The organism is Aquimarina litoralis (assembly GCF_019295435.1).
GTDB lineage: Bacteria > Bacteroidota > Bacteroidia > Flavobacteriales > Flavobacteriaceae > Aquimarina > Aquimarina litoralis_A.
Window position 1 is genome coordinate 74,875 of record NZ_WEKL01000006.1, and the last position, 25,446, is coordinate 100,320.

Sequence of the window (25,446 nt, forward strand, 5' to 3'; positions counted from 1 at the left end):
CAAAAACACGACAAGAGCCGTCATTATTAGAGAGAAACTAGATAATACTAAACTTTAAGTCAATATGTAGTTTGTTTGTTTTATTAAGCTCAATACCATTTCTTAGGATAATAAAAACATTTGAAATAACTAAAAGAAGTAGAACTGCTATTCCAATATCACGACTTGACTCATCGATAAATATTAGACTTCCAAATAAGTATACAAATATCATTATAACAGTCCACAGTATTTGAATTGTAATGATCTGTTTCGTTATAGAGTTTAGTTGTTTTTTAACAATTGCGATTATTAGAGGTAATACAAAATTTACAACAGGAATAAAGACAGCAATCAAGGAAGAAAGATTAATTAACTTAATGATGTTAAAATTGTATTCTTTGTTTAAGTTTACATCGTCCTTTTGAATAAGATCTTTTTCTTTTATTTCCAGTGCTCTTGCCAACGTCTTCAAAGTAAATCCTTTAGGTTTTATTCCTGATTCTACTCGCTGAATAGTTCTTACAGAGATTCCTGACTTTTTCGAAAGCTCTTCTTGAGTTAAGTTTAGCTTCAATCTATATTCTGCTAATTTTGACATGTTTATTAGTCATATTCATTATACAATTCTTGAAATAAATCATCAATGTTAGGAGGGATTCCTTCAATAAATCCATCTGGTACAGATATTTTTTCTCCATCTAATTTTTTTAGCATTGCTTTAGGGATATTTCTATTATGAGAATCGGATAAAATTACGGTCCAATCCTCACCTAAATCATCTTTTGGATCAAATAAAAAATTAGATTGTTGATAAAAATCATTCAAATATTGTTGTTCTATTTTTTCGACAAATTCGAAGTCTTTGTCATACCTTGGTTCCGATTTCCAATAAATCATAAGAACCGTTGCTTTATCTGTTTTAGGGTTTTCTATTAACCAATTAAGAAAGGATGAATAAGAATCCCAATTCCATTCCATAACCATTTGATGCCAAATTTTTGGAGATAGATTAGGTATAAGCTTTAAAAGCACTTCTTCAAAAAAGTCATCTAATGTTTCGTCATCTTCTAACTTTCTATTCAGAATTTTTTCTGCTTTAGTTTTATAATCCATAATTACGTGCTTTTCTAATATGATATATAACGGTTAGGCTATAATTAGTACCGGATTTCTAATCAATAACTTTTTAGTTTTATACTAACCTTTATTTTATATTAATATTTTCATTTAACCATTGTTGAGCTTCATTGGTATACCAATTTTTAGAAAAATTCTTAGCATTTACAATATTCTCAAAGTGATATTTTGCTTTTTCTTTGTTATCTTTTCTAACGTAGAATGTTCCTAAATATGAATGCGCATAAGGATTATTCGGTTCTTGTGCTATTATCTTTTTCCCAATATTTTCTATTTGAGTGTCAAAATCATTAAACTCACCAAGCTCCATATAAAAGGCTACATCTTTTAAGAATGAAAGATTATGCAATAAATTTAAATCGGCATATTCCAAATAATCTGGGTATTCGGAGAAGATGTGATTTAATAACTTTTTACTTGTTTTTAATTTTTCAGGTTGAAATCTTGCCATATAGGATTCCGCAAGTGCTTGCCCCAATATTTTTTTTCTATAAAATTCTGTATTTGAAAGTGGTTTAGATATAGCATCTTGTTTTTCAAACAAGGGCATTTCGTTTAATTTTAGGACATAGTTTTTGAGAAAACTAAGGGCAAATAGGGATGAAGTTACATCTCCATTAATAAGTCTAGCAGGGTCACTTAATAAGCTATTATTGGCTAGTAGTGACAAAGTGATATTCTTAGAAGGAATTTTGAGCAAAAGGCTAGAGTAACAATCATATTGACCATAAGCCCAAACCATATTTAAATTCTCGAATTGCTGATTGAAAATCCCATATCCATATGGTAAATTGTTCCCAAAGGAAGTAAACATGATATTTTTTGATGTACTGCTTATGATTAGGTTATTGTCCAATGCATTATTAAAGATGGCTAAATCTTCAGAATTCGAAACAATTCCCGCCGAAGAAGAATAACCATAATCAATAAATCCAACTTCTATTCCATTATCTAAAATATATGGTTTTGCTATTCTACTAATTTGAGTGGAATCTTTGAGTAAAAAAGTGTTTTTAAGATTTAATGGTGTTATTATTTCCTTTTCCATCATTTCCGAAAAGGACGTTCCTGATGCTTTTTCGATTACCTTGGTTATTAGTCCAAATCTTGAACTATAATAAAAATGTTTCCCCACATTTCCTTGAGAAGTATGCGATAAAATGTGTTTCACTAGAATTGAATCACCCAGCATAGGTTTTGGTAAGAATTTATCAATGGGATCATCAAGTGAAAGCTTTTTTTGCTCAACAAGCTTCATTGTCAAAACTCCAGAAAATACCTTGGTAATAGAAGCAATAGGGAATAAAGTTGTAGCATCCAATTCAGTCGATTTTTCTATATCCGCTACTCCAAAATAATTCCGGTAAACATTTTCTCCATTCTTTTCAATAGAAACTGCAAGTCCAGGAATTTTAAAATACTGCTTTAACTCCGTAAGTTCAGAAGTGAATTGTGCTGCTTGTTTGTCAATCATCTCTTCTTTATCTTCTTTCTCCGTACAAGATGAAAGGAACCCAATAAGTATTAATAGTAATATGATGTTTTTCATTTCAATTTTAAGTTCTGTAATTATTTGTAACGTTGCGTGTATGAATTGTTATTGTGGAGCCACTATGATTTTATTCACCCTGTTGATATTAGTTTATTTTTAATTCAGACTCGATATCAATCCATTTTACTTTCCATTTTTTCTCTTTATACTCTTTAGTTGTGTAAAATAGGAATTTATTATCTGGAGTTACATATGGATTTCCTTGCCCTAAACTATTTATTTTATCACTTAACCTTTTTGTTTTTCCCCAATTACCTTTTCTATCATTAAAACTAACCCATAAATCAAGTTGATTTTCTATTGTCGCAAAAATAAGGAAGTCCTCATCTGGCGAAACGTATGGAGTACATTTTCCACTATTTAAGGGCAATGAAATTGAAATTTTTTCTGCATTTTTAAATTTACCATTGACCTGTGGTGAGTAGTAAATATCCATTTCGCTGTAATCCAAGTTACTAGAATGAAAATATAAAGTACCAGAATTTGTAATTATAGGATGAGATACTAATTTGTCTCTTAGATTTGGGATATCAACAAAAACAGGCTTAGTCCATTCTTCATTAATCTTATCTGATTTCCAAATATGCCAAGTTTGGTCAATATTGTCAATATCAATAGGTCTTGTTGAACTGAAATAGATAGAATTTCCATCTGGTGAAAAACTCATTCCATGTTCGTTGTATTTACTATTAAAAAAAGCTTTTTTAGGTTCAGACCAATTCCCATTTTGTTTACGAATTACGTAGACAGTGAAATTTTCAAAATTTTTATTAGAAATGGTATAGTAATATTCTCTTAAATCTGGACTAAATATTCCTTTATGGATTATTTTATTATTAGGAATTAAGTCTTGTTTAAAATCAAGTGGAATTTCGTCTGGTACCTTTTCAGTCAAAAACTCCAATTCGTAATTCTTCGTTTCAGTATTACAACCCGAAAAAATATTCATAAAAAGTAATATGACTGTTAGTTTTTTCATTTTTCTAATTACTGCCTAGCGGTCTTGGCTATTATTAGTGCGGTGCAAGAACTCGTAGACTTCGCACAGCGCACAAGAAAAACCTTTTGTTTTGCTTGTAAATTTAATTAATACAAGGAAATAAAAAAGGTTTTGCGACACTCAAATACAAAACCTCTATCGAAAATACCAGACCTTGAGCATTAATTATAGCTATTGTTAGCACGTCGTTACTCTTCGACCTCTTAATCTTCTCTTTTTATAATTTCAAGTTTTTAATTATTAAAAGCATTATTCCGTCTGGATATATTTAGCCGCAGCTGCTTTGAGTATATCTAGTTGCATACTCAGCATATCCATGTTTGCGTCGTGTCCTGAATTCTCTATTAGAATATACTCTTTGTATGGCGCTTTGATTTTATTAAAATATTCTTTCGTGACTTCCGGTACAGTTAATAAGTCTTTATCACCTTGCATGATATATATTGGTATGTTCAAATGAGAGCAACATTCATCTAGAGCAACCTCATTTATCATTCCATCGTCATTCAATCCTATATATTTTAGAAATGAAAATTCTTCTGAAAACATAGAATATTTAGAGTCCGAATATTTAGAATATTCCTTTGAAACCTTCCATTCAACAGGATTACTAGCTGTCTCGTTTTCATACCTGCTTATAATTTTACGCAATTTACCAAAGCTAGACGGATGATTCCAACTTGGTGGTCCCATATTATCTAAAATATCCAGAGCCGTTTTATCACCTCGTTCAGCTGCTATCGATTTAACTTTTTTATAACTCTCAGCATAATTTTTACTCCCACTAACGAGCTGAGATAACCCAACATAAAAATGAAACTTATTCGGCGCCTTGTGAACCATTTTTGTAGCTAAGAAGGATCCCCAAGACGAGCCCGAAATGATTATTTTTTTTTGACCTAATCTATTTCTAATGTAATCACTTAGTTCAAGGCCATCTTTTACAAGAAGATCTACAGTCAATTTATTGTTGGTCAACATATCTAAAGTGATTTCTTCTGTCTCAAATTGTGCTAGATATGTTCTTCCTGAACCTCTCTGATCCCAGTGAACAATGGTAAAATGCTCTTCGAAATCTTTGAAAAGACTTTCGTGATATTTGCTCAAAGGATTTCCAGGACCTCCATGTACAATCAAGACTATTGGGTTAGTACAATCTTCCCCTTTTATTGTAATCCACTGTTGTACGCCCCCAATAACCACATACTGAGATTCGTTTAATTCAGATTTTATATTGCTTTTAGGTTGGCAAGACTCGTGAAGAAAAACCTTTTCTTTTACCTGAGCATGATTTGAAAAACAAGAAAATAAGCTTATAAGCACAATAATGAATAATCTACCTTTTGAATTCATGAGTTACCTTAGTTAATACTGATTAATAATGGTTTTGTAGATGTTTGAACCTGTTAGATTCGTCCGTGTTTTTTGACAAAATAACTATGGAGAAAAGGAATAAATGCTCTAAAAGAAGATTTAGGACTTGAAATATTAAATAAAATGGTCTTAAAAAAGATTTAAGACTAAATGATAGCTAAAGTTTTCTATACTCAGAAGGAGATAATCCTGTAGCTTTTTTGAAAGCAAGATTAAAAGTTGATTTAGAGTTAAAACCGCAATCAAAGGCAATTGTTAGCATTTTGAATTTATCATATTCCTCATTGTTCAACCTTTTTTTTACTTCTTCGATTCTCCAATCATTAATATAATGGTTAAAATTCTTATGAAGATATTCATTGATTACAAAGGATAAGGCTTTTGGATTTACATTTAATGAACCAGCAAGAGTGGTTAGAGAAATAGCACCATCTAAATAGGGTTTTTCCTCATTCATAAAAAGGGTTAATTGATTTAATAAATTTTTACCATCCGTCTCATCTAAAGTAATTTTTTTTCTTTTCGTAATTGACTTAATGTCAAATAAAAAGCGATAGTTTGTAATAAATTGTAAACTCATATAATAAATAGTCACTGCCATTATTATCATAATGGGATAATAATATATGAGTTCCATAGTATAATCAAAGTATATTAATTCTGCCAAGACGTAGATTAACCAAATAATAAAAAAACAAAGAAAATTGTATACCAATTTATTCAATAGTTCGTAAAGTTCTTTACGATATGAGGACTTATACAGTCTAACAGTTTTATAAGTTAGATAAAGGTATATTGAAAAATAAATGATACTAAAACGATCGTTAAGTTTTATAATGTTAGTTAGATACGTCTTGTCATCAATAGGGTTTTTTAAAGAAAAATAATATACAATAAATACTAAATTTATAATTAGAAATGGGAGGAAATGCAGGGAGCTAAAATTCAAAGGATTCTTAATAGCTCCAGATGATTCTTTAGCATAAAGGTACAAAGCAGGAGAAATCAATAAAAAGAAGTTAAGATTATTAAAGAACCATGGTTGGTTATCATAGAGACCTATTGCAACAACTCTTCCTAATAAGGCTGCAAAACCGATTAGTATTAAGGCCAAATAAAAAAAATCTTGTTTTAGTTTTAATCCTTTTACTAAAAGAAAAACTCCAATAATAAGACCTTGCATGGCACCAAATGAAATAACGAAATTTATAATATTGTACACTTCTTTACTCCTTTAAATTTTTTACTCTTTTTCAGTTCAAATGCATGCCAACGTTCTGTGTGTGGTTCGTGCTTTGCATGCACTATACACCTTGTTAAGTGTGGTTTTATTTTTCTATTTTATTATAGTTTTTCAGCGTTTTTAAGACCCATAATGTCTGTATTCCTGCCCATTCTAATTTTGTTCCTTCGCTGATACCATACCAAGTATCCCAACGTCCGTCCTCTTTTTGTTTTTCAATTAATGTTTGTAAATCTGACTCGATAGTTTCTTTATTAAACATAGAATATAAAATACTTTCAGAAGAATTAGCATAGTTCAAACTATTAGGTTTACCATATAATCCCCATCCATCATCAGATTTATCATTACAAATAACACCATCCGCCGATATCCACTTTTTTAAGTTACTGATTTTTTTATTAGCCTTCTCTTTACTTCTGGTATTAGTTAAGAATGTTAACCATCTTGGTACACATAAATAGCAGAAGACGTGTTTATCTTGAATTCGTTCAAATTCACTCCAAACAAACTCTTCTGCTTTTTTCATCCAAGGGATATCTATCTCGTACTTTTCCAAAATCCCAAGTAAAGGTGCAGTAGTGCTTAAAGCCGCCCATTCTTTAACTGTTTTAAAATGACCTTCGCAGGGATAATCACTTTTTGGTCTGAGCATCCAAGGCACACCTCCTTTTTCTGTTGTTATGTTCTCAAAATATGGCATAAAATCTTTTAGAATGATTTCTTTGGTCAAACAACCAACTTCATCAAGTGTTTCAAGTGCCATAATACTAAACAGAGGTTGACTTTCCGGAGATGCCGTATCTGGTTCCAATCCGTGTCCAAATCCACCATCTGGATTCCGATAAGCATAAATAGCGTGAAAAACTCCATTTTTATCGCCGTTTGCAAAATGAAATTCAAATAAACGACGTTCAATCATTCTTGCATTTGTCAATATAAAATCCCTTGCGTTTAAATATTTATCTTTTGATAATTTCATTCTTTATTTTTGGTGTATTCAAATCACTCACAACGGTTGGGTTATGATTTCGGAGTGGAATCGTCCGTAGGACTATTCCGCAGAGAAATTAGCCATTGATTTATACTTTTGTTTTGGTGTAGCAAAAATGTAATGAATTATAGCCAATGCTGTGCATAGTTTTTTTATTCAGTTTTATATTCCTTTCTTAATTCAGCATAATGATTATACTCTGTATCAAGTAAGCTTTCCTCAAACTTATATTTAATATATTCTATATCCAATTCAGCCAAAGAAACTTTCCTTTTTCCGTTCAAAAAGTTATTTATTGCTTTTTTATGATATGCGCAAAAAATTCCCCAGACCATTAATCTTATAAAGTCAGATTCGCTTTCAGTTTCTAATTCCACCTTATTCCACAATTCCGACATTATTTTGAAATTTCCGCCATCCTTTCCAACTGATTTTCCATCAGAAATATCAATTTCGGAAGGATAATATTTAATTGTCTTATTATAAACTTCCTTAAAGGTCATTTTTTTGCGAGTTTTGGTAAATTATGCACAACGGTCTCGTGTATGAGCAGTAGCGGATTTAGTACAGCGAATCTGTCGGATAGCAAGATACTTAATTAAATGTAAAAACGGTTCAAGTTCTCACTTAAACCGCTATTGCTTATACACATTGTTAGCTATCGTTTTTTTATTTTTCCAATTGACTATTCATCATTTCAAAAAACTCGGAATCACTCATTTTCTTTCGGTTATCAAGTAAAAAGTTAGCGTCATCTCCTACTCGGTAACGCAGTTGGTCTGTTCCATCCGTTACGGCTTTGTAAATTACTTCAGCAACCAAACTTGGTGGTGAAACCGTATTATTCGGATTCTGCCATTGCTTCATTAAAGCGTTTATGATAGGCTGATAGTCTTCAATATTACCTGTCTGAAAGTCGAAAGAACGTCCACCAAAGTCGGTTGCAATAAATCCGGGTTCTACAATTTTGACCTTTACTCCGATTTCTTTCATTTCATAATGCAAAGATTCTGAAATTCCTTCTACAGCAAACTTGGTTCCGTGATAAAGCGAACCTAAAGCAAAAGTCATTTGTCCGCCAATTGAAGAAATGTTTACAATCGCTCCGCTTTTATTTTCTCTAAAATGAGGGATAATTGCTTTAGTTACATCCATTAAACCAATCACGTTCGTATTGAATTGTCTAATAATATTTTCTCTTGGGAACGTTTCTAATGGACCGTAAGCTCCATATCCTGCATTATTTATTAACGCATCAATTTTTCCAAATTTTGTAATTCCGTTTTTGAAGGCTTTTTCAATGGATTCTAAATCAAGTACATCTAATTTTTCAAGTTGTACGTTTTCTAACCTGTTTAATTCTGTTTCTTTTTCTGGTGAACGCATTGTAGCAATTACATTCCATCCTTGTTTTTGAAAATGTAGAGCAGTTGATTTTCCAATTCCGCTACTTGCTCCAGTAATTAATATTGTTTTTTTCATTTTGTTCTTTATTTGTGTGCTAAAAACTAAAAATTAGTTATTCTTTTTTTCCGATCAAAACTACTGGAGCTCCTCCAGAAGATATGCGCATTGCATCTTTTCCTGCTTCTTCCATTTCCTTTGAATTAATGGTTTCCTCAAGTTTCTCTCGTGTTTCGAACGTCATTGTGAACATCTGGTAAAATGTTGAAGGAATACCAAATACTTCTTTATCCATTTTAGTAATGTAATACGGTTTATCCTGATGCGAATAACCCATTAAGGAGTCTAAGAAGTTAAGATGTTTTAAATAATCCTTTTCAAATTGAATGGAATTGGTTGGCAGCGGATACAATACTTGAAACGTGTAATACTTGTCTTGATTTTTTGATTCCTGACTATTTTGCTCTGATGAAATAGGCTTACATGAGAATGCCAGTAGTGCTATCATCAAAGGCAATATCTTCAATAATTTCATAATAATTTTGACTTGAATCATTATATGTTACTCTTGTCCAGAGAACATTTTATAAAAATCTTCTTCGGACATCTCCTTCCTTAAACGCACTATTCCCTCAGCATTTGCAGTGATGTATGTAATCTTTGGATTCTCCAATTCAACAACTTTTACGATTGTTTCAGCTGTGTCCTCAGCTCCTGGCGCTGAAGCGAAATTATTTTCTAAAGACTTTACACTAGCATCTATCAAAGCCCTATAATCCTCTGGCACATTGGATTGTTCAAGCCGAGCAAAGGCAGTTGCGCCAAATCCAGTATTGGCCGCTCCTGGTTGTATCTTTATCACATCTATATTGAATTGTGCTACTTCCTGACGTAATGCATCTGCCATACCTTCTACAGCATGCTTGGTGGATGAGTACCAACCGAGCATAGGTAACGAGAATTTGCTTATCACCGAAGAGACTATGATTACCCTACCAGAACGCTGCTTACGCATATGTGGTAGAACAGCCTGTTGCAATCGAGCATAACCAAATACATTTACGTCAAACTGATGTTTAAGGTCTTCGATGCTAATGTTTTCAATGGTCGCAAATTCACCATAGCCAGCGTTATTTATCAGTACATCGATGCGTCCCTGTTCAGAAATGATGCGTTCGATACCAGCACGGACCTGTTCATCATTTGTCACATCCATTTCAAGGGGATACCCACCAATCTTATTTAAATAGGCGTTGCCTTTAACGTTGAGGTCACCACCGTAAACAATATGGCCTTTAGCTACCAATTTCTTCGCTGTGGCCTTTCCAAAACCAGAGGCTGTACCTGTTATGATTATTACCTGAGGACCTTCTTTTAGCGCATCTGTCGTTTCTGTTTCTACCTGAGCGACACTTTGATATAGGCCTCCCCAAAGCGTCAGGCTTACGATAAATACATAGTACTTAAGGTTTTTCATGACTTTAATATTTATAAGTGTTTATATTATTATTTGTTAAGAGCTAATAGATTGTCTACTCCATTTGCTATATAGATTGCTTTTGTGGTTTCATTCAAGACCTTGTTGTAGTCCTCTATGGGTTGTTTTAATCCTGAAAAATCAACTACAGTTCTAAAAGGCTTCTCGCCAAAAGGTCTCTTTACCAATTCTACAACTGCTTCTGCAACTCTTTCGGGTCTTTGTTCAGGAATAGATTCAACATATGCCACATAACCATTAAGCGAAGTCTCTGGAAGGCTTGCCATTTCTCCATATTGAGAAAGTCTTTGTGTATCGCTTGGTGTTATCATTCCGCTCATAAATCCAGTAGGAAATCCGCCTGGTTCTACAATGCAAGATTCAATTCCAAATCCTGAAAGTTCTGTTCGGTAACCTTCTGCCAATGATTCCAAAGCGTATTTTGAAGCCGAATATGACGCCAAAAATGGTGTCGTTACTCTACCAATACAGCTTGATGTATGAATGATGGTTCCCTTTCCTTGTTCTCGTAAATGTGGTAAAACTGCTCTCATAAGACGCTGAACACCAAACAAATTGACATCAAACATTTTTTGAATGTCATCGGCAGTAAAACATTCAAGGATTCCATTTGCTCCTATTCCTGCATTGTTAAAGACAGTGTCTAAACCATCCATTTGTTCAATGGCTGATTTTACTCCTGCATTTACACTTTCTTCATTAGTTACATCCATTTCAACTAATGCTACACCTTTGGATTTCAATTCATTGGCGATGACTTCATTTTTACCTGAAATAGAACGCATTGTTCCTACCACTTGATGACCGTTTTCGGCTAATTGAATACAAGTTAAACTACCGAAAGCTCCACTTGCTCCTGTTACTAAAATTTTATGTTTCATCTTTTTTAATTTTTAATGATTCGATGAAACAAATATCCGATTGTTAAAATGGGCATATTAACACTAAAAAGGGAAGGTTAAACACAAATCGCAGAAAAAAGAAAGCTATTAGTTTAGTTCAGTTGTCTGTATTCTTGTGGTGTTTTTCCTGTTTTTTGTTTGAATAACCTACCAAAATAATGAGGATAATTGAATCCGAGTGTGTAAGCTATTCCACTAATTGAATCGGTTGAGCCAAGTAATAGTTGTTTGGCTTTCTCAACTAAAAAGTCATTTATGTGGTCTTTGGTTGAACGTCCCGTTTCTTTAGTCAGAAGGTCGCTCAAATAACTTGGAGATAAATAACAATGGTCTGCCAAATATTGAATAGTTGGCTGTCCTTTTTCTATGAGTTGATTATCAGAATAATACTCTTTGAGTAATCTTTCTACTTTGGAAACGATGTCAATGTTACTTGCAGAACGAGTATTGAATTGTCTCTCATAAAAGCGTTTACTGTAATTGAGTAATAACTCAATATTAGATACTAAGACTTCTTGACTGTGATTGTCAATGCGCTCTTTGATTTCGTTTTGAATGAGMTGTACAATTAGATTTAGTGTGCTTTGTTCATTTTCGGAAAGATGTAGAGCTTCATTTACTTCATAGTTGAAGAAATTGTAAGAATCAATTTTTGAACCGAGTGCTGTATTTCTAATCAAGTCAGGATGAAAATAAAGCATCCAACCTTTTACTTCGTTTAGTGCTTGCGGTTTCTTAACAGTTATCACTTGTTTTGGGGCGGTGAAAATTAAAACACCATTATCAAAGTCATAAGAATTTCGTCCGTAATCTATTCCGCAATTAGAATCTTTCAATGCGATACAGTACAAATCGGATGAGAATCTTTTTCCAACGGTTTCTTCTCCATAAGCGAGTTTTTCCGTATCCAGTATCGTAATCAATGGATGTGTCGGTTTATCCAAGCCAAATACCACTCGAATTTCTGTAATTGATTTTGAATGTATTATAGGTTCGCCCATTTTGTTTTATTGCAAAATTATGCTGACATTTTATAACTCACTAACACAAATCGCTGAATGATTAGCATATTTTAGGTTTAAATGGTAGCTAACGTTTAGCTATGAATAGTACGGAGTAAAGAAGGAGTGATTTCTCGTTTTGGTACGAGCCATAAGCTTTTATTTTTACTTTTTTGTTTTTAAAGACTAAATCAAAAGATTTAGTGATTTTATGAATATACAATTCCTTTGTATTTAAGCCTCAAATCCGTATTATTTACAGGTGTTGTTAACCACTGTTTTTTCTTTTAGTTTTATACTTAATTCAAATAATAGGTTTGATATGTTATTAACGTCTTCATAGTTAAATTCTTCATTTTCATTTAATTTCCTTCTCAATTTAGTTACTTCAAACGGTAGAAGCCCAATGGTAGCATTTACCTTATGATTTTCTTCATAATGTTTATTTAATCTCCACTCATCCATGGGTATTTTATGATATGAACCTCGTTCGCCAAATGAAATTTCATTACTACCAAATTCATGTGAAAGTTTTAGCAGCAACTGTTTAATTATTTGTTCAATTTCGTTTATATTATAAGTATCTCGACTTAAATATTCATGAGATTTTCTAGCTTCAAAGTATTCGTTATTGCCGTAATAATAGTTATCTATAAAATTTATTGCGTCACACTCATTATCAAAAATTAAATGAAAATCTCCAGGACCAGGACCCGGGGCCCAATCCCAATGAATAGCAACAAACTTATTATCTTTAATAGTTAAATCTATGGCAGGGCATTCAATCTGTGCATTTTTATCATTTCTCCATTCAGGAATATAATTCCCCTTTGTATTTTTCTTCTTTATGAATCTGATTTCCTTTTCAAGAAAGATTAGTTCTAGACCTTTCTTCTGGAGTTTTTCAATATTTTGATTATTTATTATCACAGATTTTAATTGTGGTTAACAGTATTGTATATGAAAAGTAGTGAGTTTGCTACTGTATTTTATTCCGATTTAATTTTTTTTTTAAGTAGGAAATTGAATTCATTTAACAGTCTGTTTCTATTTTTTTATATACTTTGTTAGCATTAGTTTTTTAATCGTTCAATTCGTTCTATTAGGGTTGAATTGTATTCATTTTGATTTTCTGTATTAAGTTCCAATGCTTTCTGATAATTGATTAAGGCTTTTTTGTCCTGATTGTTTTGCTCCAAAGCTAATCCAAGACAATTATAGGCATACCAAGAGTCAGAGAATTCCTCTGTGTAAAATTTAAAAACATCAATTGATTCAGTTACTTTTTCTGTATCTAAAAAAATAAAACCAATATTAATTAAGTGATTTGCATAATCAATACCCTTATATTTTTCGTCCGTTTTCATTTTGAAATATGTTTCTTTAAAAAGTTTGACACCTCCCTTTGAAAAAGAACTTAATAGTTTTTCTGAAAATAGGGCATCATTGTCAACAATATTTCTGTCGATTATATTTGCAAGATTATTGGATAGATAGTCCATATTATGCCAAATAGAAAAACCATTTGCCAAAAATATGATGCTCAAATTCTTTTCAGGAAAATTACGGTAAAGTGTACATCCTGTTCCTGTAAATCCATAGGATAAATAATTGCTACTTGAGAACTTACCCCAACCATAAGCAAAGAGGTCATCAGAATTAGAAAAAGGATAAGATTTCCACATTAAATCTATCGTCTTTTTCTTTATTAGCTTTTGACTATTAAACCGTTTATCCCATTCTATTAAATCTTGAAGTGTTACGTTTAAACCATTCATACTATATGAATAATCACCTAAATAATATGGATGCTCAATAGTCATTGTTCCTTTACTAAACGGAAAATACGATGTTGCTCGATTTTTAATAATGTCACGAGCATCTGATGAAAAAATGACACTTCCTGTATTATAGGCAAATTGTCTTTTAATAATAAAATCAGAAATAGACATTTTACTCACTTTTTCTACTATTTTTTGTAATATCCAAAAGTTAGTTTGACTATACTCAAACCGTTCTCCTGCTTTAAAATTTAAAGGTAGAGAAAAACACCTTTTTTTTATTTCTTCCTCATTCAAATCTTTGATTTCATTATAAGGTTGAACCATATCTGGTAAACCAGAAGAGCAACTCAACAAGTGTCGTATTTGAATTCCTTTCCAATCATCAGGAACATCTGATAAATACTCAGATACTTTATCTTCAAGATTCAGTTTTCCTTCTTCGATAAGGCTAAAAACTCCTACCGAAACAATAGGTTTTGTTAAAGAATATAACCTAAATATAGAATTGTCACTTACTGGAACTTGATGCTCAAGATTAGCATATCCATAATTATTTTGAAAAACAACTTGCCCGTCTTTAATTATTGCACAGGCAATTCCTGGAATACTGTACCTTTTCTGAACTGTATGAATATACTCATCAATATCTTTATATAATTCGGATTGCTCTTTTTTTTCCTCGCTCGTACCTTTTTTATTTTCTTTGCAGGATATTAAAAAGAAGAGTAAAGATGCAAATATGTATATTGATTGTTTCATTATTATAGTTTATAAAATGAGATGAGTATTTTATATATGTTATAGTTTGCCGTAATCAATGCTAACGTTTAGTGTATGTGTCCTAACAGGGCAAAATGCTACCCTGTTTTTCGATATTTTCCTGTCCGCCTCAGGAGGATGCGCAGTGGTTGCTTCCCGAAGTATCGGGATTCCGTTCTGCAAACATTGCACTTTCATAAATATACACAAACCAATTGATTGATCACTTTGCTTCTATGACATGATATATAGTGTTACCTACTGTATTTCTAATTCTAATGTTAACTTTTTCTTCCATTTTTCAAATTCAGCATACGATTTTCTAATACTTGGATCAATTTTTTTCATTTTTTCGTACACCTCTGTTGAATAATTAAAGCAAATTAAATCACCGTAAGTGCAAAAAGAGTTAATATTAAAATCGTCTTCAATCTCTTGATCTTCATAATAATCAATCATTTTTTCAAATAATAATAGCTGAAAGTTTTCGCCGTAATCTTTATTTTCTTCATCCATCTCTAAATCAAACCATATTATTCTTTTTTCTTCATCATTAAAAGCATATATATAGTATCCAGCATCACCAGCACCAATTTCATAAATTGGAACTATATTATATCTTTTTAGAATTTTATAATCTTGGTGAACATCTGCTAGAATATCATAAGAATTATATGGTTCTTCAAATCCCCAAATTCGATCTTTTGTCTCTAGATTGATTATAAATTTTTCTGGAATTCCAAGTTCTATTAGCTTTTCTTTTCTTTCCTCTTTTTGAAACACTTTCATTTTTTATTCGTCCAAATAACTTTTTTACTTTAATTGTAGGTAACCACAACGGTTTGTGTATGGAACGTAGCTTACAAAAAGATACTAACTTTTCGGATTAACACAGAGCCGAATTTTTATATTTTGTTTTTAATTTATCATTTTTTAAAAGCCAAATTAAAAATTTGGTAGACTTTCTAAATATACACAAACCTTTCGGTTCAGTACTTATGAGCTATGTTTTATACACCGTGTTACCCAAGGTTTTTTATCATTTCATTTATTCTTTTTCCCGCTTCTGATTTTGTGATTCCATCGTAGTAATCTTTAACGAATTGATGGTCAAAATCCTGATGAGGAAAAATTTCAGGTCTACTGTTTCCTGTTTTGGTCATTACATCACGAGGAATTGACATAGTGTTTCCATATTCTGGAATATTACTACATAGCCAACCAAAGTATCCAGTTTCGTGATTTTCATTGTCGAAATTTGCTTTATAATCTGAATAGCTTTTCTGGCTTAACGAAACCCAAAGTCCGTAATCCAAGTTTTCACAAGTATCATTCACTTTTTGAGTCAGTGTTACCCTTATAAATCGGTCAATTTGGTCTTCGTAATGAATTTCGCAAAAGTCAGAATCTAATTTTCCAAGTTCAGTTTTTTCTTTATCAGATAAAAAATCATAATTCGCTGGTGATTTAAAAGTCAAAGCAGGCCATTCCGAATGGACTTGTCCACATTCAGGGCATTTAAATTCAGCTGTTTTGTTCTTCTTTTTTTTCCAGAACATTATTTAATAGGTTTTACTCATTGCGATTATCATCATTATTCCGATGTACAAAAAAGGAATTGCACTTAAAAAAATCCAAATGAGATTATCTTTCAAATTAGTTTTATGTTTTGAAATTAAAAGTATTGTGTTAATGAACGACCATAAAATTCCTCCATAGAAAACAAGTAATGAAATCATACTACCATACTGGTAAATCCAAGTTCCTCGGTAAGGTTGAACCAAATATTTTAAAAACATTGCACTTAAACAAATTCCGATAATCAGAATTCCACTTTTCTTAGTCCATTTTATATTTCGAAGTGTAATGTTCAATTTTTTATCTAATATTGGATAACGTTTAATATATGTATCGTAGCAGGGCAAAATGTTACCTTGCTTTTTGGTTTTTCTTGCGCATTGATTTCTAACTTTTCTATTCTGCAAACATTGCGCCTTCATAAATATACAATAACCTATTAATGGATTAGTTAGCTGTTATAACATCATGTATTTTGTTGTAACTCGTTATTTTTTAGATTTTTGTATTTCATTTCTGAATAGAATTATCCCTAATCCAGATGAGAAAATAATACAGCTTGCTAACATTAAAATTCCATTATTCCAAATAAAATAGGAGAGCCCAATAAATGGCCCACCAATTATTACCATAAGAGAACCAATAGGATTAATTTTGATAAAATTCAAAGCGTGTGCTGCTAGTCCAACAAAAAGGAAAGATGGTCCAGCAATCACAAATGGATATAGAATTAGTGGTGTATTGTTAATTTGTTCACTTAATTCATTCCTCCCAACATTATCATTTCCGAAGCTCCACATAATGAAATCAATTGTACAAAGTCCAATGTGTGCAATAACCCCTATTGCTGTCAAAACCGATGCGATGGAATTTAATCTATTCTTTGGAAATACGTTATTAAAATTGATTAATAGTACAGCTCCAATCAAATTAAACCAGTGAGCTAGATCTATATGTTTTTGTTCACTCAAGGAACCTTGAGAAAAAAATACGTAACTAGTAACGAAAAAAAATAATCCAACTAGACACAGAGTTTTTGGTTTCATAATTTGTTTTTATAATTTGACGGTTGCAAATTCCAATAACTTACTGAGTCTAATTATGTCTTTCTTCCGAATCGTCGTATATTAATACTGGATTGTTATTTATGAGTTATAACAGTAAATATAACAAACGTTGTTGACCAAAAGGGTAGCTATGTTTTGTTATATAATGTTATAGATATTTTTTTAGTCCATTAACTTGTTCAATTCTTGAGCTTCGGATTTTAGATATTTCTTGGTTCTATAACAGTGTGAAGTCCAAAAAGTATTTTCAAGTTCGTAATTTATATACTTCCCTTTTCTTTGAAACTGGAAATACAAATAGCTTTTAGATGATCCATAAATTAGATACTCTTTTCCTACTTCAAATCTCGTGTAACCACAAGCAGATCCATATTTATGAGTGAAAATTGTTACAATATTTGATTCTGACTTACCTTTAAATTCTCTTATAACTTCTACTTCCACCTTTAGGATTGATTTATAGGAAAGACTCTTTAATTTATTATTATCTTCCTTGTAAACTTCTTTTAGTGAATCCAGTTTTTCTTTTTTCATGGTACTCCCAACAGTAACCAGAGTTTTATTCAAAACTTTTCCGTGCACAATAGATTCATGATATTCAAAAGCGCCTTTTACTGTCTTTTCTTTCTTACAGGAGCAGGCAGATATGTTATTATATCCAAGAAGTGAGAATATTATTAAAATTAATATTTTATTCATTTTGTAATTAACCACAACGTCTCTTGTATAATCTAGTTGCGTGTTTGAGTAACTAATTTAGCAAATACAAACTATATAAAAAATCCTCAAGGATTTTCGTAGGTAGGCGAGTACTAGCAATGAATTATACACCTTGTTGCGAAATGTTTTACCCATCTAATTTCAGTCTTGATGGATAGGATTATTCAATTATGATATCATTTGTTGGAAGTTCCATTTTGGAAAAGAAAATTTTTGGGGAATATCCAGTAATTTTGCGACATTCCTTTATAAAATGTGATTGGTCATAATAACCATATGTTATAGAATCTACAAGTTTACTATTTGGTTGATTTTTTAATTCATAAGAAACATGTTCAAAACGCATGACCTGCAATAATTCTTTAGGAGATAAATTGAACTGTTTTTTAATCCAACGCTCCATAGATTTCGGAGACATATTCATTTTGTCAGCTAGATCAACAACTCTTAGTTGATCGGTTATTTGACCTTTTATTAGCTGAATAACTTTATCTATTTTTAAATCAACATGGTATCGATCCAGACAATTTTCAATAATTATGTCAAGCTGATGAACTGGTATAATAGGATTTTCTCCCGTTATATCAGAAAGAATGTTTTTTTGTTCAACTGTAGGAATTAGTTCTGTAAGTTTAAAACCTTGCCAATTTGTCAACAACTCTTTGAATAATGATACACTAATAATGGTTAACTTGAACTTTATATTCAAACAAATAGTATTACCAGGAATATGATAAAATGTAGCTTTATTTGTAGCGGGTAAAATTCCTGATGTATCACTTAAAATAAAAGACTCTGTTTCAAAATCCCACCTACTAAATTCACCTTGTTTAACAAAGTAACATTCGATTTTACCATTCGGTATAGTTTTGAAAAATATAGGCTCTTTAGTAATAAATAACTGATATCTATCAACATATTTCGCTACAGTCGGAAAGACAGGAACTTCTTCAATAAGTATCATTTTGTCTAATTTTTACAATTATTTAAATAAAGGTACTTGTAGGTTTGTATAAATTTAAAGTTTTAGAATGAAAAATCAAGTACTACTATTATTAGTTATAAGTTTCGTATATACCATTGCAGGAGCTCAAACAGAAGTGACATTAGAAAATGGCATAAAAGGAGAACGTTCTTTTTTAAAAATGGATTGGGGAAAGATGAATTATGAAGTATTTGGAGAAGGAGAACCCTTATTAATTCTTCATGGTAATGGAGGCTCTGCTGCAGGAAGATATAGCATGATTCCAAAATTGATAAAACATCATCAAGTTATTGCTGTAGATGCTAGATGTCACGGCCGTAGTAGCTGTCCTGAAGGCGATTTAGATTACTTTGATATGGTTGATGATGTAATTACTCTAATGAAAAAATTAAAACACGAAAAGTATAGCATTTGGGGGCATAGTGATGGTGGTATTTTGGGGTTGATTATAGGATATAAGTTCACACATAAATTGAATCGAATGGTTTTATCCGGCGCTAATGCTAGATTCTCTGGATTAAAACCAGAACTGCAAGCTTTTGTGAAAAAATACGATCAGGTACCCGATCCCAAGATGAGAAAACAGGTAGCTTTAATGGCACATCAGAAGGAAATATCAATGGATAGTATTCGAAAAATTAATGTTCCTGTCTTACTTATGGTAGGAGACAGAGATGCTATTCGAATGAAACACACAATGGAAATATTCGAAGCATTGCCAATGGCAAACCTATGTGTATTACCTGCATCTTCTCATTTTATCACTAATGAAAAACCAAACCATATAATCTATTGGATTAAAGAATTTAAAAAACCATTTTCTGCTCCATCAACAGTTGAAATAGCTAAGAAAATGGCAAAATCAATATTTGAGGGTAATTARCTACAATGAATACATAAAAAATAAGTTCATCGCCTATTTTAAAGCCTGGATTTTCTTGATAATTCCGATTATTTATTTTCTATAACAACCATTTTTTGTTCATATTAATTAATTGTTATTGATTTGCTCAAAATGTTTCGCAACGTTTAATATAACAAGCGTAGCCTGCCGATAGGCGGCTATGATTTGTTATATATTGTTAGGCACTTTTATTTTTAATTTATATTCAGTTTCAAGAAGAGCAACTTCAAAGCCATAGCCCATACCGTGAATAAATTCAGCAGGAGTTCCTTCATTCTTAAATTGCTCCATAGCTTTCTTATAATCTTCTAAAATTTTCTCTGGCTTACGAGTCAAAAATGTAGAGAGGTATTTCTCAGCAACATTTTGTTTGTCAATCATTAATAGGTATTGAACAGTAGTTATTGGATTACTTAATTCAAAATTATCCATTTCAATTTCCTTCGAGATTGTTTCAGAATCTTGTAAGTCTCCAAAAACACCAATCAAGCTTTCTTTTATCGTTTTAGGAATTATTAAAGTTGCATTTTCAAATTGTTTTTTATCGGCGAGATTCCAAATAATATTTCCTTCTCCACCTTTTACTAATGCACCTATATCCCGACCAATCATTGTTTCATTCCAATAATTCAAAAGAGGATGATTTTTGGAATATTTTTTTAAGTCTTTAGATTCAATGTAAAATACGGCTGATAGTTCTACATATTGTCCAGCAACATTATCTCGATTTGATGAAAACTTTATAAACAAGTTGTGTTTTTTATCCTTGCTTTCAAGTTTCAATTTATGTTGGCTAGGATAATAGGTAAATCCAATGATATTCAATTCATTAGCTATTAATTGGCAAGTTTGTTCAAATACTTCACGAGGTTTTTCAGCATTCACATTATTTAAGTGCCGTTTAGCCGCTCTTTCTTTATTGCTAAAAATATGCTCGGTAAAGTCCTCTATGTTTTTAAGCCATTTCATTCTTCCTAATTGTGCCTAACGTAGTTGTATATGTACTAGTATATATATTTATTATTATAACCGAATACAAACGTATAATAAACGTTTAATTCAACGGTTGTTTTTTATTTTGTGATGGAAATTTACTATAAAATTCTATCGATTCATATTTAGAATCCAGTTTTATCACCATAGAACATTATTAGACATCGTGTTTATATCCATGTAGCTTTATGCCATAAGGTTTCAAATGGCCCTTGTTTATAACGTTTTGCCCACCATTTACAGAATATACCCGTTACAATTGTCATTGCTAAACCAATTAATAAACCATAGGTAGCGCCCGTATATTTATACAATCCTAATCCCCATCCATAAAATATAGCACCACCAATGATCGATTGTATGATATAATTAGACATACTCATCCGCCCAAACCTAGAAAAATACATGAATGCGTTTCTAGCTTTTGTTTTATAAAAAAGTAAGGTAATTCCAGATACCAGTACTAGCATGAATGAAAAATTAGTAATACTCGTTTCTATGGTTAATGCTGAACGTTTTATAATATCACTTTCGATAAAATAATCCATGTTTCGTTTTAGGATATATAATGGAATGAAAGCGATACTAGAAATCTTTAAAACCTTGGTCCAGAATTGTATGTTCATATCAGTTTCATGAAACTTTTGATGTTTTCCTAATAGATATCCTAATAAAAATAGTGCTATAATGGTAAAAAATCGACCATTTTCCCAATTCCAACGTAATACTCCGATTTTACCATTGGTAAGGTTTCCAATAATGGTATCCCATAATGAAGGTTCTCCCACATACGCTAACATTTTACCAAAATAACTCCAAGAGATAGGATCATTTATTTTCTCATCTGGATGTTGCAAGGCATAAATAAGATTGGACCACTCATAAGGCAATAACAAAAGAATTATTGCTATTACTAAAATGATACTGTCTTTAAACTTAGACAAAGGAATTAATAGCACACCTAATACAGCATATATAGTCAATACATCTCCTTGGAAGAAAGCGGAATTTAAGATTCCAAATCCGAATAATAATAACATTCGCCAAGCAAATCTTCCTGCAAAGGATTTTCCTTTTTCTTGTTGTCGTGATAACTGAATCGCATAGGTAACACCGAACAATAGTGCAAAAATAGAATACGATTTTCCACTAAATAAAAAGAACATGGTTTCCCATATGGCACTATCTAGAGATTTCATCCAAGCTGGTAGCTGTTCAGGAAAGTAATAGATATCAAAATGTTCAATAGAATGTAAAAGCATAATAGAAACGATGGCAAAGCCTCGTAATACATCTAAGATGTGTATCCTTGTTTTAGTACTCATTATTCCTTTTAATTTTTTTAGAAATTACACTGCGTTTTATCGAATTCTAGTTTTTGTTGTTTTGCATTCATGATTCACTTTACTCCAAACGCTGATGAATAAATTTCATCAATTTTGCTGTATATTCAGGTCCTCCTTTTTCTGCAAGATCTAAATGTCCACCATCTTTTACGACGATCAATTCCTTATCTGTAGACTTCAGGTTATCAAATAATTGTTTTCCGTAAGTAACAGATATATTTAGATCAGCATCTCCGTGAGCAATCAAAATGGGTTGTTCAATTTTTGTAACGGAGTTTATAGGTTTTACTTGATTAGGATCAAAATTGGCAATTTCTCCAGCTCTTTTCAGTGCATAATCAGAAATTGGTTTGATAATGATTCCTTTCATCATTTTTTTGGAGTAATCATATACGATTTGATCCATTTCTGTGAATGTACTTTCGATAACACCAAATTCAATACGAGGATCGAACTCTAATGCTTGTAGCGCAATGGCACCACCAAGAGAGTTTCCCCAAATACCAATTTTGATATTATTATTTTTTGCTTTGATCCAATCTACAATTTTGGAGATATCCTTTTTTTCGTGAAATCCATAAGTAGTAAATTCACCAGTACTTTCGCCATGCGCTCTTCCATCAAAAACTATAGAGGCAATTCCTTGTTCTGAAAGTAATTTTGAAACTCCTAATCCATGTTCTTTACAACTGCCAATTCCATGAACGAAAATGACAGCTCCTTTTAGAGTGTCGAGTTTACTTTTTATCCAGTATCCTTTTAGTTTTGTAGTATCTGCTCCATTAATCTCAATGACGTCACTTTCCAGTCCTAAATCAATTGGTGTTAGGTTTTCATTGACTCTTAGTGGTTTGATAATAGCATATGGAGCAATCTTATGAACGTAAATACCAACTACAGTTCCTACTAATATGATAAAAACGGTAGCGATTTTCAGAATTTTTTTAAGCATATTGTCTGTAAGCTTCTATTTACTTTGTTGCTTTATTATAGGCAGTATGTTTAGATATACTGCTACATCTCTTACAATATACTTTAATTAAATGAATAAGAGTCTAGATACTTCATCAATCAAGGGGTTTTATTGTTTGGGAAATTTTCGCAATCCATTTTTATATACGTAGATCATAAAAACAATTACTAAAAGGATGCTAAGAGCAGATGGGATGTATTGACTATGAGGCTGATATTTTTCAAATACAGTTCCCGAAAAAGCCGATAGTAACGCAGAAAAAGCACTAATCATCTTGTAAATGTGTTCATATATCCAAATTCGATGTTTTTTATATTTTTTGGTAGGGATTAAGTATCTTAAAAAATCATAAGTAATTACAAACAATAAGGCACCAACAGTACTATAAATAACAATCGGAGACCAAATCATTCCGATGGATTTGAAATAATATAGAAAATATGCTAACACTAAGAGACTGATAATCGCTGCTAGAATATCTATTTTCTTTGGTGTATTTGATTTATGAAGCAAGATTCTATATCCAGAAAAAGATACATATCCACTTAATACAGTAATAACTAATAAGAAGGTATTTCTTCCAAAAACGAATACACCCATCAAACCCGTTATGATAACTATCAATATAAGTTTTAAAAAGTATCGACCGGTTTTGTTATGTGTTTTACCACCTTTGATCGTGATTAAAGCGATTACTCCAAGTATGAGTGCTAGCGAACCTGTAATGATGTGTAGTAAGATGTTTAGTTTATGAGCGACTTCCATATCAATTATGTATTTGTTTTAAATGATTTGAAATACAAGTAATTGAAATAAAGAAGTTTACGAAAGTAAAAAAGGGTGGGTGGTCTGAATTATTGGTAAGTGATATAAAAAAAAGAGTGAATGGATTTACTCTCTCAAACACTAATTAGATAAAATTGCTTTATGGAAGTAAAATCATTCAATTTTTATAAGTTTTCGAATGGTAGGAGCATAGCTTTTACTACTCGTTATAGTTTCTTGATTTGTAGTAAAATCAATAATGTAACGTCCATTTAGATGAGGTGTTATTTTTTTGATGTATTGTTTGTTTATAATATATTTTCGATGTATCCTGGAAAAATTTGAATTCAATCGTTTTTCTAAAAATAATAAGGAATAATCACATAATTTCTTTTCTGCTTTATGAGTATATGCAAATGAATAATTATCAAAAGCTTCAAAGCAAACAATATCATCAATCGGAATTAGAAAAATGTTTTCTCCTTGCTTCACTGGAATACTGGTAATAGATGCAGTATCGTTTATTGGCTTAGCTGTTTCAGCTTCTTCAGGAGGATTAAATTTGATGTTTTTTGTTTTAAGAATTTGATTTTGAAAAAAACTAAATCCTAAAATCAAGGAAATAATTCCATTAAAAAAATACATGTTGCCAGAAGAAAAAGGGACAAATTGTTGTGTTTGGAAAATTAAAGATCTGATAAAATGCTCTACTTCGGTTGCAAATACTCCAATACCAAAAAATGTAAGAGCAATGAAAAGATAGACCTTTAATTTTGATTTAAAAATAGCTGTAAACCAAGATATATTCAATCCAATAACTACAAGAGTATAACCAATGATAAGACTTGTGGATAAGGATTGGATACACCATTGTACCCAATTGAGTGTGCCATTTATAATATAATTAGCAGTACCAATTCCTATCCCAACTAATAGAATATGAGGTATAAAACGATTTGCCTGTTTAAAATGAAATGGAGTAGTGGTCATTATAAATTTATCTACTTTTCCAAAAGTACGATTCTAATTTATATAAAAAGTGGAGACAAATTATAGTATCAAACCATAATTTATCTCCACAATGATGAACAGTATTTATTCTTAATGCAGATTAAACTGCTAATTCAGATTTATGTAAACTTACTACAGTAAGTACTGCCGCTCCATTAATCCAATAATAGTAGGCATCAATTCCTTCAAAAGAGAAAATAAAAGGAGCTATAACAAATACAATAGCTACTAAGAAGTCTACTAATAAATGACCTTTGTATGGTATGACACGTACAACCCCCAAATGGTGATCAGTTAGTATAGTAAGTAATAAGGCAGCAACACCTGTAGCAACAGAAAGCCATAATGCTAAAGGATTAGATTGACCAAGGTTTAATAAAAATGGAAGTGCCATTAATGCAATAGCAACAGGATAGTCTAAGAAAGCGTGTATTCTTTTGGTTACAAATTTCATAGTTCTTGATTTTAATGATT

General features: G+C 31.4%; 27 protein-coding genes. 1 reads left to right on the plus strand and 26 read right to left on the minus strand.

Features of this window, described 5'->3' with window-relative positions; genetic code table 11:
• Window positions 1-37: 37 nt before the first annotated feature.
• The 20 genes from GBO31_RS04915 to GBO31_RS05010 form a co-directional block, all read right to left on the minus strand.
• On the minus strand, window positions 38-580 hold the full coding sequence (locus GBO31_RS04915; protein ID WP_219007207.1) for a helix-turn-helix domain-containing protein: 543 nt from the start codon (window positions 578-580) through the stop codon (window positions 38-40).
• Window positions 581-585: 5 nt separating this feature from the next.
• Window positions 586-1,095, minus strand: a complete 510-nt coding sequence (locus tag GBO31_RS04920; RefSeq protein ID WP_219007208.1) for a DUF4274 domain-containing protein — start codon at window positions 1,093-1,095, stop codon at window positions 586-588.
• A gap of 91 nt (window positions 1,096-1,186) precedes the next feature.
• Window positions 1,187-2,668 carry a serine hydrolase domain-containing protein gene (locus GBO31_RS04925; RefSeq protein WP_219007209.1) on the minus strand — a complete coding sequence of 494 codons (1,482 nt, stop codon included), beginning with the start codon at window positions 2,666-2,668 and terminating at the stop codon, window positions 1,187-1,189.
• Between the two features lie 88 nt (window positions 2,669-2,756).
• On the minus strand, window positions 2,757-3,650 hold the full coding sequence (locus tag GBO31_RS04930) for a TolB family protein (protein WP_219007210.1): 894 nt from the start codon (window positions 3,648-3,650) through the stop codon (window positions 2,757-2,759).
• Window positions 3,651-3,920: 270 nt separating this feature from the next.
• A complete protein-coding gene (locus GBO31_RS04935; RefSeq protein WP_219007211.1) occupies window positions 3,921-5,024 on the minus strand; it encodes an alpha/beta fold hydrolase in 1,104 nt (367 codons plus the stop codon).
• 178 nt (window positions 5,025-5,202) lie between these two features.
• A complete protein-coding gene (locus tag GBO31_RS27290; protein WP_219007212.1) occupies window positions 5,203-6,267 on the minus strand; it encodes a helix-turn-helix domain-containing protein in 1,065 nt (354 codons plus the stop codon).
• Window positions 6,268-6,373: 106 nt separating this feature from the next.
• Window positions 6,374-7,270, minus strand: a complete 897-nt coding sequence (locus GBO31_RS04945) for a hypothetical protein (protein WP_219007213.1) — start codon at window positions 7,268-7,270, stop codon at window positions 6,374-6,376.
• 164 nt (window positions 7,271-7,434) lie between these two features.
• Window positions 7,435-7,785 (minus strand): hypothetical protein, encoded by a 351-nt coding sequence (locus tag GBO31_RS04950; RefSeq protein ID WP_219007214.1) that lies wholly within the window; start codon window positions 7,783-7,785, stop codon window positions 7,435-7,437.
• Between the two features lie 166 nt (window positions 7,786-7,951).
• Window positions 7,952-8,764 (minus strand): SDR family oxidoreductase, encoded by an 813-nt coding sequence (locus tag GBO31_RS04955; protein WP_219007215.1) that lies wholly within the window; start codon window positions 8,762-8,764, stop codon window positions 7,952-7,954.
• Window positions 8,765-8,801: 37 nt separating this feature from the next.
• Window positions 8,802-9,221 carry an EthD family reductase gene (locus tag GBO31_RS04960; protein WP_219007216.1) on the minus strand — a complete coding sequence of 140 codons (420 nt, stop codon included), beginning with the start codon at window positions 9,219-9,221 and terminating at the stop codon, window positions 8,802-8,804.
• A gap of 27 nt (window positions 9,222-9,248) precedes the next feature.
• Window positions 9,249-10,163, minus strand: coding sequence for an SDR family NAD(P)-dependent oxidoreductase (locus GBO31_RS04965; RefSeq protein ID WP_219007217.1), 915 nt, complete (start codon window positions 10,161-10,163; stop codon window positions 9,249-9,251).
• A gap of 29 nt (window positions 10,164-10,192) precedes the next feature.
• Window positions 10,193-11,065, minus strand: a complete 873-nt coding sequence (locus GBO31_RS04970) for an SDR family oxidoreductase (RefSeq protein ID WP_219007218.1) — start codon at window positions 11,063-11,065, stop codon at window positions 10,193-10,195.
• Between the two features lie 113 nt (window positions 11,066-11,178).
• Window positions 11,179-12,087 carry a helix-turn-helix domain-containing protein gene (locus tag GBO31_RS04975; protein ID WP_219007219.1) on the minus strand — a complete coding sequence of 303 codons (909 nt, stop codon included), beginning with the start codon at window positions 12,085-12,087 and terminating at the stop codon, window positions 11,179-11,181.
• A 252-nt stretch (window positions 12,088-12,339) separates the two neighbouring features.
• Window positions 12,340-13,017, minus strand: coding sequence for a hypothetical protein (locus GBO31_RS04980; RefSeq protein ID WP_219007220.1), 678 nt, complete (start codon window positions 13,015-13,017; stop codon window positions 12,340-12,342).
• A 143-nt stretch (window positions 13,018-13,160) separates the two neighbouring features.
• The gene (locus GBO31_RS04985; RefSeq protein WP_219007221.1) at window positions 13,161-14,630 is read right to left on the minus strand and encodes a serine hydrolase; all 1,470 of its coding nucleotides are present in this window, start codon (window positions 14,628-14,630) and stop codon (window positions 13,161-13,163) included.
• A gap of 258 nt (window positions 14,631-14,888) precedes the next feature.
• Window positions 14,889-15,419, minus strand: a complete 531-nt coding sequence (locus GBO31_RS04990) for a hypothetical protein (RefSeq protein ID WP_219007222.1) — start codon at window positions 15,417-15,419, stop codon at window positions 14,889-14,891.
• Between the two features lie 233 nt (window positions 15,420-15,652).
• Window positions 15,653-16,189, minus strand: coding sequence for a DUF2199 domain-containing protein (locus GBO31_RS04995; RefSeq protein WP_219007223.1), 537 nt, complete (start codon window positions 16,187-16,189; stop codon window positions 15,653-15,655).
• 507 nt (window positions 16,190-16,696) lie between these two features.
• Entirely contained in the window at window positions 16,697-17,254 is a 558-nt protein-coding gene (locus tag GBO31_RS05000; RefSeq protein ID WP_219007224.1) for a hypothetical protein, read from the minus strand.
• A gap of 183 nt (window positions 17,255-17,437) precedes the next feature.
• Window positions 17,438-17,974: a hypothetical protein gene (locus GBO31_RS05005; protein ID WP_219007225.1), complete on the minus strand. Its 537-nt coding sequence runs from the start codon at window positions 17,972-17,974 to the stop codon at window positions 17,438-17,440.
• Between the two features lie 181 nt (window positions 17,975-18,155).
• Window positions 18,156-18,959 (minus strand): helix-turn-helix domain-containing protein, encoded by an 804-nt coding sequence (locus GBO31_RS05010; protein ID WP_219007226.1) that lies wholly within the window; start codon window positions 18,957-18,959, stop codon window positions 18,156-18,158.
• A 196-nt stretch (window positions 18,960-19,155) separates the two neighbouring features.
• Between GBO31_RS05010 and GBO31_RS27375 the strand changes: the two genes are divergently transcribed.
• A complete protein-coding gene (locus GBO31_RS27375; protein WP_429725691.1) occupies window positions 19,156-19,863 on the plus strand; it encodes an alpha/beta fold hydrolase in 708 nt (235 codons plus the stop codon).
• Window positions 19,864-20,052: 189 nt separating this feature from the next.
• Here the strand turns inward: GBO31_RS27375 and GBO31_RS05020 are convergent, their stop codons facing one another.
• From GBO31_RS05020 to GBO31_RS05045, 6 genes are all read right to left on the minus strand, one after another.
• Window positions 20,053-20,853, minus strand: a complete 801-nt coding sequence (locus GBO31_RS05020) for a hypothetical protein (RefSeq protein WP_219007227.1) — start codon at window positions 20,851-20,853, stop codon at window positions 20,053-20,055.
• A 194-nt stretch (window positions 20,854-21,047) separates the two neighbouring features.
• On the minus strand, window positions 21,048-22,202 hold the full coding sequence (locus GBO31_RS05025; RefSeq protein WP_219007228.1) for a DUF418 domain-containing protein: 1,155 nt from the start codon (window positions 22,200-22,202) through the stop codon (window positions 21,048-21,050).
• 79 nt (window positions 22,203-22,281) lie between these two features.
• Window positions 22,282-23,175: an alpha/beta hydrolase gene (locus tag GBO31_RS05030; RefSeq protein ID WP_219007229.1), complete on the minus strand. Its 894-nt coding sequence runs from the start codon at window positions 23,173-23,175 to the stop codon at window positions 22,282-22,284.
• A 129-nt stretch (window positions 23,176-23,304) separates the two neighbouring features.
• Window positions 23,305-23,961, minus strand: a complete 657-nt coding sequence (locus tag GBO31_RS05035; RefSeq protein WP_219007230.1) for a hypothetical protein — start codon at window positions 23,959-23,961, stop codon at window positions 23,305-23,307.
• A gap of 174 nt (window positions 23,962-24,135) precedes the next feature.
• On the minus strand, window positions 24,136-24,951 hold the full coding sequence (locus tag GBO31_RS05040) for a LytR/AlgR family response regulator transcription factor (RefSeq protein ID WP_219007231.1): 816 nt from the start codon (window positions 24,949-24,951) through the stop codon (window positions 24,136-24,138).
• A gap of 121 nt (window positions 24,952-25,072) precedes the next feature.
• Window positions 25,073-25,426, minus strand: a complete 354-nt coding sequence (locus GBO31_RS05045) for a hypothetical protein (protein WP_219007232.1) — start codon at window positions 25,424-25,426, stop codon at window positions 25,073-25,075.
• Window positions 25,427-25,446 lie beyond the last annotated feature (20 nt).

Coding starts and splice junctions, on each gene's coding strand:
- GBO31_RS04915 (WP_219007207.1), bottom strand. CDS start 580: ATGTCAAAATTAGCAGAATATAGATTGAAGCTAAACTTAACTCAAGAA.
- GBO31_RS04920 (WP_219007208.1), bottom strand. CDS start 1,095: ATGGATTATAAAACTAAAGCAGAAAAAATTCTGAATAGAAAGTTAGAA.
- GBO31_RS04925 (WP_219007209.1), bottom strand. CDS start 2,668: ATGAAAAACATCATATTACTATTAATACTTATTGGGTTCCTTTCATCT.
- GBO31_RS04930 (WP_219007210.1), bottom strand. CDS start 3,650: ATGAAAAAACTAACAGTCATATTACTTTTTATGAATATTTTTTCGGGT.
- GBO31_RS04935 (WP_219007211.1), bottom strand. CDS start 5,024: ATGAATTCAAAAGGTAGATTATTCATTATTGTGCTTATAAGCTTATTT.
- GBO31_RS04945 (WP_219007213.1), bottom strand. CDS start 7,270: ATGAAATTATCAAAAGATAAATATTTAAACGCAAGGGATTTTATATTG.
- GBO31_RS04950 (WP_219007214.1), bottom strand. CDS start 7,785: ATGACCTTTAAGGAAGTTTATAATAAGACAATTAAATATTATCCTTCC.
- GBO31_RS04955 (WP_219007215.1), bottom strand. CDS start 8,764: ATGAAAAAAACAATATTAATTACTGGAGCAAGTAGCGGAATTGGAAAA.
- GBO31_RS04960 (WP_219007216.1), bottom strand. CDS start 9,221: ATGAAATTATTGAAGATATTGCCTTTGATGATAGCACTACTGGCATTC.
- GBO31_RS04965 (WP_219007217.1), bottom strand. CDS start 10,163: ATGAAAAACCTTAAGTACTATGTATTTATCGTAAGCCTGACGCTTTGG.
- GBO31_RS04970 (WP_219007218.1), bottom strand. CDS start 11,065: ATGAAACATAAAATTTTAGTAACAGGAGCAAGTGGAGCTTTCGGTAGT.
- GBO31_RS04985 (WP_219007221.1), bottom strand. CDS start 14,630: ATGAAACAATCAATATACATATTTGCATCTTTACTCTTCTTTTTAATA.
- GBO31_RS04990 (WP_219007222.1), bottom strand. CDS start 15,419: ATGAAAGTGTTTCAAAAAGAGGAAAGAAAAGAAAAGCTAATAGAACTT.
- GBO31_RS04995 (WP_219007223.1), bottom strand. CDS start 16,189: ATGTTCTGGAAAAAAAAGAAGAACAAAACAGCTGAATTTAAATGCCCT.
- GBO31_RS05000 (WP_219007224.1), bottom strand. CDS start 17,254: ATGAAACCAAAAACTCTGTGTCTAGTTGGATTATTTTTTTTCGTTACT.
- GBO31_RS05005 (WP_219007225.1), bottom strand. CDS start 17,974: ATGAATAAAATATTAATTTTAATAATATTCTCACTTCTTGGATATAAT.
- GBO31_RS05010 (WP_219007226.1), bottom strand. CDS start 18,959: ATGATACTTATTGAAGAAGTTCCTGTCTTTCCGACTGTAGCGAAATAT.
- GBO31_RS05020 (WP_219007227.1), bottom strand. CDS start 20,853: ATGAAATGGCTTAAAAACATAGAGGACTTTACCGAGCATATTTTTAGC.
- GBO31_RS05025 (WP_219007228.1), bottom strand. CDS start 22,202: ATGAGTACTAAAACAAGGATACACATCTTAGATGTATTACGAGGCTTT.
- GBO31_RS05030 (WP_219007229.1), bottom strand. CDS start 23,175: ATGCTTAAAAAAATTCTGAAAATCGCTACCGTTTTTATCATATTAGTA.
- GBO31_RS05035 (WP_219007230.1), bottom strand. CDS start 23,961: ATGGAAGTCGCTCATAAACTAAACATCTTACTACACATCATTACAGGT.
- GBO31_RS05040 (WP_219007231.1), bottom strand. CDS start 24,951: ATGACCACTACTCCATTTCATTTTAAACAGGCAAATCGTTTTATACCT.
- GBO31_RS05045 (WP_219007232.1), bottom strand. CDS start 25,426: ATGAAATTTGTAACCAAAAGAATACACGCTTTCTTAGACTATCCTGTT.